At 54.9% G+C, this 5,382-nt stretch carries 8 protein-coding genes; 3 read left to right on the plus strand and 5 right to left on the minus strand.

The genetic code is table 11. From position 1 onward, the window contains the following. Window positions 1-120: 120 nt before the first annotated feature. Window positions 121-489, plus strand: coding sequence for a hypothetical protein (locus XW59_RS29560; RefSeq protein ID WP_047144325.1), 369 nt, complete (start codon window positions 121-123; stop codon window positions 487-489). Window positions 490-1,083: 594 nt separating this feature from the next. After that, complete coding sequence (locus XW59_RS29145) at window positions 1,084-1,794, plus strand: DUF1236 domain-containing protein (RefSeq protein ID WP_082137462.1); 711 nt, start codon at window positions 1,084-1,086, stop codon at window positions 1,792-1,794. 213 nt (window positions 1,795-2,007) lie between these two features. On the opposite strand, the gene XW59_RS29150 is transcribed toward XW59_RS29145, so the two are convergent. Both XW59_RS29150 and XW59_RS29155 read right to left on the minus strand, forming a co-directional pair. Then, a complete protein-coding gene (locus tag XW59_RS29150; protein WP_136068032.1) occupies window positions 2,008-2,334 on the minus strand; it encodes a hypothetical protein in 327 nt (108 codons plus the stop codon). A gap of 133 nt (window positions 2,335-2,467) precedes the next feature. Continuing rightward, window positions 2,468-2,647 (minus strand): hypothetical protein, encoded by a 180-nt coding sequence (locus XW59_RS29155; protein WP_047144324.1) that lies wholly within the window; start codon window positions 2,645-2,647, stop codon window positions 2,468-2,470. Window positions 2,648-2,757: 110 nt separating this feature from the next. On the opposite strand from XW59_RS29155, the gene XW59_RS29160 reads away from it, so the two are divergent. After that, entirely contained in the window at window positions 2,758-4,308 is a 1,551-nt protein-coding gene (locus XW59_RS29160; protein ID WP_082137461.1) for an anti-phage dCTP deaminase, read from the plus strand. Window positions 4,309-4,351: 43 nt separating this feature from the next. Here the strand turns inward: XW59_RS29160 and XW59_RS29165 are convergent, their stop codons facing one another. The 3 genes from XW59_RS29165 to XW59_RS29175 all read right to left on the minus strand — a co-directional run bounded on the left by XW59_RS29165 (window position 4,352) and on the right by XW59_RS29175 (window position 5,262). Further along, complete coding sequence (locus XW59_RS29165) at window positions 4,352-4,696, minus strand: DUF1515 family protein (protein ID WP_047144322.1); 345 nt, start codon at window positions 4,694-4,696, stop codon at window positions 4,352-4,354. Between the two features lie 105 nt (window positions 4,697-4,801). Beyond that, window positions 4,802-5,035 carry a hypothetical protein gene (locus XW59_RS29170; protein WP_082137460.1) on the minus strand — a complete coding sequence of 78 codons (234 nt, stop codon included), beginning with the start codon at window positions 5,033-5,035 and terminating at the stop codon, window positions 4,802-4,804. A gap of 41 nt (window positions 5,036-5,076) precedes the next feature. After that, window positions 5,077-5,262 carry a hypothetical protein gene (locus XW59_RS29175; RefSeq protein WP_047144321.1) on the minus strand — a complete coding sequence of 62 codons (186 nt, stop codon included), beginning with the start codon at window positions 5,260-5,262 and terminating at the stop codon, window positions 5,077-5,079. Between the last annotated feature and the right edge of the window lie 120 nt (window positions 5,263-5,382).

Consider the following 5,382-nt stretch of genomic DNA (forward strand, 5'->3'; position numbering starts at 1 on the left):
ACGGTAGCAAACGCCGCCGAATTGCCAAGCAAAGTTGAAGGCTGACACGAGCTCTATCGGCGGATGAAGCGCCTATCCGGCTGCACGGTTTCGTTAACCCTGCCACAATAGGTTTGCGGCATGAAGGTATTGGGTGGCTTCGTCGTGGAGCTCATTGATGACCGTGCCGCATATGCTGCTCGCACTGCTTACATTTTTGGTGCTGGGGGTCGCCCTGTCGCGTCTCGGAACCAATCAAATCGACTATCGGACAACCGGGGCGATCCCGTCACTTTGTTCCTCCGAGCCTTTCGCAAAGCGCCCTTGTCCGTAGCCATGACAGACAAAGAAGACGAAGAAGACGTGCGCGCACTCGCGGCGAAGGTTGCGTCGGATCTGTCCGAGTACGGGATGACACTGGCAACGATGCTGCTACGCCTCGACCAGGCAAGCAGGAAACTTGATGACGCACGCAAGGCAGCGGGAAAACTACACGAAGAAGAGCACTGATGCGAGCTTTGGACGCCATTACCGGAAACATGCTGTCGATGAGGGATAGAAGCCCCCGATAGTGGCGGTCTCAATTTATGGAAATCTGGCCAATTCCATGGCATAATTTTGATGCTGCGCAACCTATCCGCAGCATGAGGCTCGTCGCACACACATCTGAACCTCTCAGGCGGCGAGCCTCCCTTTTGGCATTCTCCCTACGCCAGTACGGGCCAGTCCCGGCACGAGGCCCGCCGTCCAAGCTCCCTCGCACAATGGCGGGCCTCACCTCCCCAACGCAGAAAGCCGACGCCGGCGCAAGGCAGTAAGGATTGGTCTTGCCTATCTCCGAAGAATTCATAATGTTTTCTGTTGCGGCGGACCTTCATGGTTCTCGCGAGGCCGGCACCCCCCACCCTAGCCCCCCGCCTGGAACGGTGCCGGCCTTTTACGACGGCGGTCCCGTCTGCGTGTAGGCACCAATCAGCCAGCCAGCGAGCGTGACGACGCCTTCGGCTTTGGCGCGAGATCACCGTTGTGGCGTCAAATGGAACATCTGCCTGCCTGGCAGGTTCGGCCTCACCGAAGGGACACTTTGTGTCTAGGAGACGAACCATGACCAATTTAGTCGTCAAGAGCATGATTGCCCTAGCGCTGGGAAGCATCCCTGGCATCTTGGCTGCACAGGAAGCTGATCCAATCAAAAAACCACCCGAGGCAGAAACTCAGGCTCCCGCAGCGGGAACCCAAGGCAGCGCCGGTTCAGGAACACCATCTGGTGAAGGCGAAACGACGGGCGGCACACAGGGCGCGCAAGACCAGGCGCCAACTGAGGGGCAGACAGAGCCTTCATCTGGAGAAAGTGGCCAGCAGGCCCCCGATCAGCCCGACGCTGGTCAAGACTCTACCGGCTCCGAAGCTGGCCAGGGAGCGCCCGACACAGATCAGGCTCCTGCCGGCGCTCAAGAGGGAACTACCCCTGAGCCCGATAGCGACATGACGACCGGGCAACAACCTGAAAGCGAAGCGCCTTCCACCACCGATCAGGAAGGTGCTTCAACGTCGTCCGGAGCTGACATTACTGTCGAACAGCGCACGGAAATAAAGCAAATCATCACCGAAACCGAAGTCGAGCCAGTTCCCGATACCGACATTTCCGTTGATATTGGGGTGGCCGTGCCGGAGACGATTGAACTGCACCCGCTGCCACCGCGCATTATCGAATTGGTGCCCGATTACGAAGGCTATCTCTATTTCGTATTGGCAGACGGACGCGTGATTATCGTGGATCCGGATTCAAACGAAGTGGTGCTGATCCTCACATAACTCCGTTATTGCAATGCAATAGGGAGCGATTTTATCAGGTGTTAACGGTTGCCATTTAGGCAAGGTACTGTAGCTCGCACGAGCTTACACCCCCGATTCCCCCGCCCCCGCAAATGGCGGGGGAATTCATTTAGGAAGTAGCCTCATTATCGCGTATTGAACTGCCCCCCGTTTCGACCGGCAGCGGGCCGGCAAGTTCCGACCCCCAATCGTTCAGTTCGCACGCTTGATCGCTTCGACAACGGAAGCTGACACCAAGACCTGGCTTCCGATGGGTACATCTTCTCGTTGGAGATCAGGGAAAGTAGGAACGATGCGCCAGCGCTTTTCAAGCGGCACCTGTGGGTCGCGAATATTAAAGTGGGCGGTGAAAAGATTCAGGTGAGCGGTAAGGCGGCTTCCGTCTGGCTTCACCACTGTCGCCATCTCGCTTCCGCCTCTCCAGTTCGAAGGAGGTGACGGAAAGTCGGGCAAGACGACCAAACCTTGTCCCGAAATTTGAAAACTGTCTTCGACAGTAAGTAGCTGCACCTGATCCATCGAGCTTCCTCTGCCCGATTTAGGTTATCGTGCCAAATGACGGCTTTCCACCAACATGCGACATTCCCAAACGACAAAAAAGCCCCGCCGGCCGGAGCCAGCGGGGCATACAAATAGCAAATACGAAGAAGGACTAACCCAGGTCGACCCGCGGGGAATGCTTCAGATCAGAATCAGCAATCACATACGGGCCACGCCGCGATTCTGGGCGTTCCAGAACGCTTTTCGCGGCATCAACCATAATCTCAAGGAGCTGGTTCTTTCGCTCCTGACCACGTTGCACTTCAGTGGCCGCTGCCCCGACCATTGCCATCGGAATCTCCCTCCTTGGATTTTTCCCGACTCAGCATACAACAGTTAACCCATTGCGCCTATGATAATCACGACGGGACTCTTAAGTTCCGCTTAAGGGGGGAGATAGCTATGGGCAACACCGCTGTTGTTGACAATCCGGAATTGGTTATCGGGCTGGTAGGACCAATCGGAGTGGACCTCGACGCGATCATTAAATATCTAACAAAGTCGCTAAGTGCGGTGCAATATAGAACAGAGGTGATACATCTCACCCGTCTGTTGACCGACATGTTTCCCCAATGGAACATTGACGACGAAACGTATGCGGCAAGATATCACTCCCTCATTGCGAACGCCGATCGACTGAGGCGTGAAACTGAAAATCAAGCCGCACTTTCCTTAATGGCGATTGGGGAAATCCGTCGCCTGCGGCAAGAACATCAACCTGACCTTGACCAGAAAGATGCTCGTATGCGTCCGCTTCGCGGAACAGCGTACGTAATTCGACAGTTCAAGCGCGAAGAAGAAATTACGTTATTGAGGCAGGTATATGGAAGAAAATTTATCCAAATATCCGTCTTTTCCGATAGAGAAGAGCGGCATCGCCAATTAATAAGAAAAATCAAAGATCATGGCACGAGTATCATCCCTGATTCGGAAGCAGAAAAACAAGCTATCGACCTCATTGAGAAGGACCACAATGAAAGTTCTGATGAGTACGGTCAGCGGGTATCTGACGTTTTTCACTTAGGAGATGTCTTTGTCCGTGGGCATGATAATAAAGATTCCGAAGCTATTGTAGACCGTTTTATCCAGGCATTCTTTGGTCATAATGGATACTCCCCGACCAAAGCAGAGTACGGAATGTACGCCGCGGCTGGAGCAGCTTTGCGTTCTCTGGATTTATCACGCCAAGTTGGTGCAGCAGTTTTCTCGCAACGCGGAGAGGTAATAACGCTAGGCTGCAATGAAGTTCCAAAGGCTTTTGGTGGCACATATTGGTGCGATGACCCAGGTGAGCAACATCGAGACTTTGAGGAAGGCGTTGACGGTAATCACAGTCGAAAAATCAGGGTTGTCCATGATCTCGTTGAGCGCCTCGGAGCCCTCGGATACCTATCTGAGAAACTCACAAGTGCTGGTTCCGCGGCAAAACAAGTTCGGATATTGATGCAAGAAAAGAGAATTTCGGATTCACGCGTTATGGATTTGATTGAGTTTGGCAGAATTATTCATGCTGAAATGTCTGCTATTACTGATGCAGCAAGAACCGGAAAATCACTTGCGGATTCAATATTGTATTGCACAACCTTTCCATGCCACATGTGCGCCAAGCATATAGTCTCTTCTGGAGTTCGCCGAGTGGTGTTTTTAGAGCCTTATCCGAAGAGTCATGCCAAGGACCTGCACTCGGATTCGATTACTTTTTCTCCTAACGAAGCGGCTGCGAAAGTCCTATTCGAGCCTTTTATTGGCATTTCGCCACGAAGGTATCGAGATATATTTGAGAAAAAGAAACGGAAAGACTCTTCGGGGAAGGCCACAATTTGGAATTCTGGAAAAGCAATTCCGAGAATAGAGGACAGGAGTTCTTCATATATTGATAATGAAGAGCCTGCGATCTCGCTTGTGACACAGAAAATTCTTAGCATCGCGGGCCAAACCAGTACACAAGCGTAGAACGCTGGAATACCATCACGAAAAGGCAGGATTAGCTTGCAAGCTACGGCGGCGGCCTTCCGGTCAGCCAGGTGTAGGCACCGATGAGCCAGCCCGCGAGCGTGACGACGCCTATGCCAATCCGGATCAGCCATCGGCCGAGCGTCCCGGCGCCCTCGGCCTTGGCGCGCAGCGTGGTCACTTCCACCGTCACCTTCTCCATGCCTTCGACCTTGTTCTTGAGCGTCGAGACATCCGATTCCATGTGCGTCTGACGCAACATGAGATCATCCATGCGCCTGTGGAGCGCCGCCCTGCTCTCGTCTTGCCGATCCAGTCGGCCCTCGATCCCGTCGAGCTTCCCGATCACGACGCCGAGGGACCGCTCGATGCTGCTTTGTGTTGGCAACGCCCCGCTCCAATCTATTTCCAGCAGCGCTGGGATTTGCCGTATCGATCGGTCGCGACCAGGTAGCGCGCGATCGGTTCTTCCTTGGCCGTCAGCGCCACCGGGTCATTCGGCTTTGGCGGAGGGATCCAGCCGGCGCAGTTCGAGCTGACACCGCTCTGGCAGGCCGCCAAGCTCAATGCAGATATCAATGAGATCGGCACGATCCACTTCATGGTCGATGTCCTCGCGCTTCTGGATTGCTTTCATGGAGGCTTCGAGCGCCGCCACGGCGGCTTGCTGGCGGCCTTGAGCCTTGCCGTAGAGATATGCAGGCCCGGAGGCGACGAGCGCGCCCATCGCCGCCCCTGCCGCCATTGTGAGATACGTCCTCATCGCAATCACCTGTTCAGCCGTGCGAGGTACCAGAGGTGCCCGGCATATCCAGTGAGAACACCGACCGCGAAGGCCGAGCCGATCGGAGCGCCGAAGACCAGCCAGACCACGGCCGCAACGGCGAGCAGCAGCGCCACCGGCACCACGAAGACAATCGCGAATATGCGAGTGACGATATCGGCGCCGATCATGCTCGCGCCTCCACTGCCTTGGCCTTGGCTTCCGTCTCAGCTTTTTCCTTGTGTCGAGACCAGAACAGCCAACCGCCTGCGACGACAAACGCCACGATGATCATCACCAGCAGATGCGGT

The organism is Aquamicrobium sp. LC103 (genome assembly GCF_001014615.2).
Taxonomy (GTDB): Bacteria; Pseudomonadota; Alphaproteobacteria; order Rhizobiales; family Rhizobiaceae; genus LBCQ02.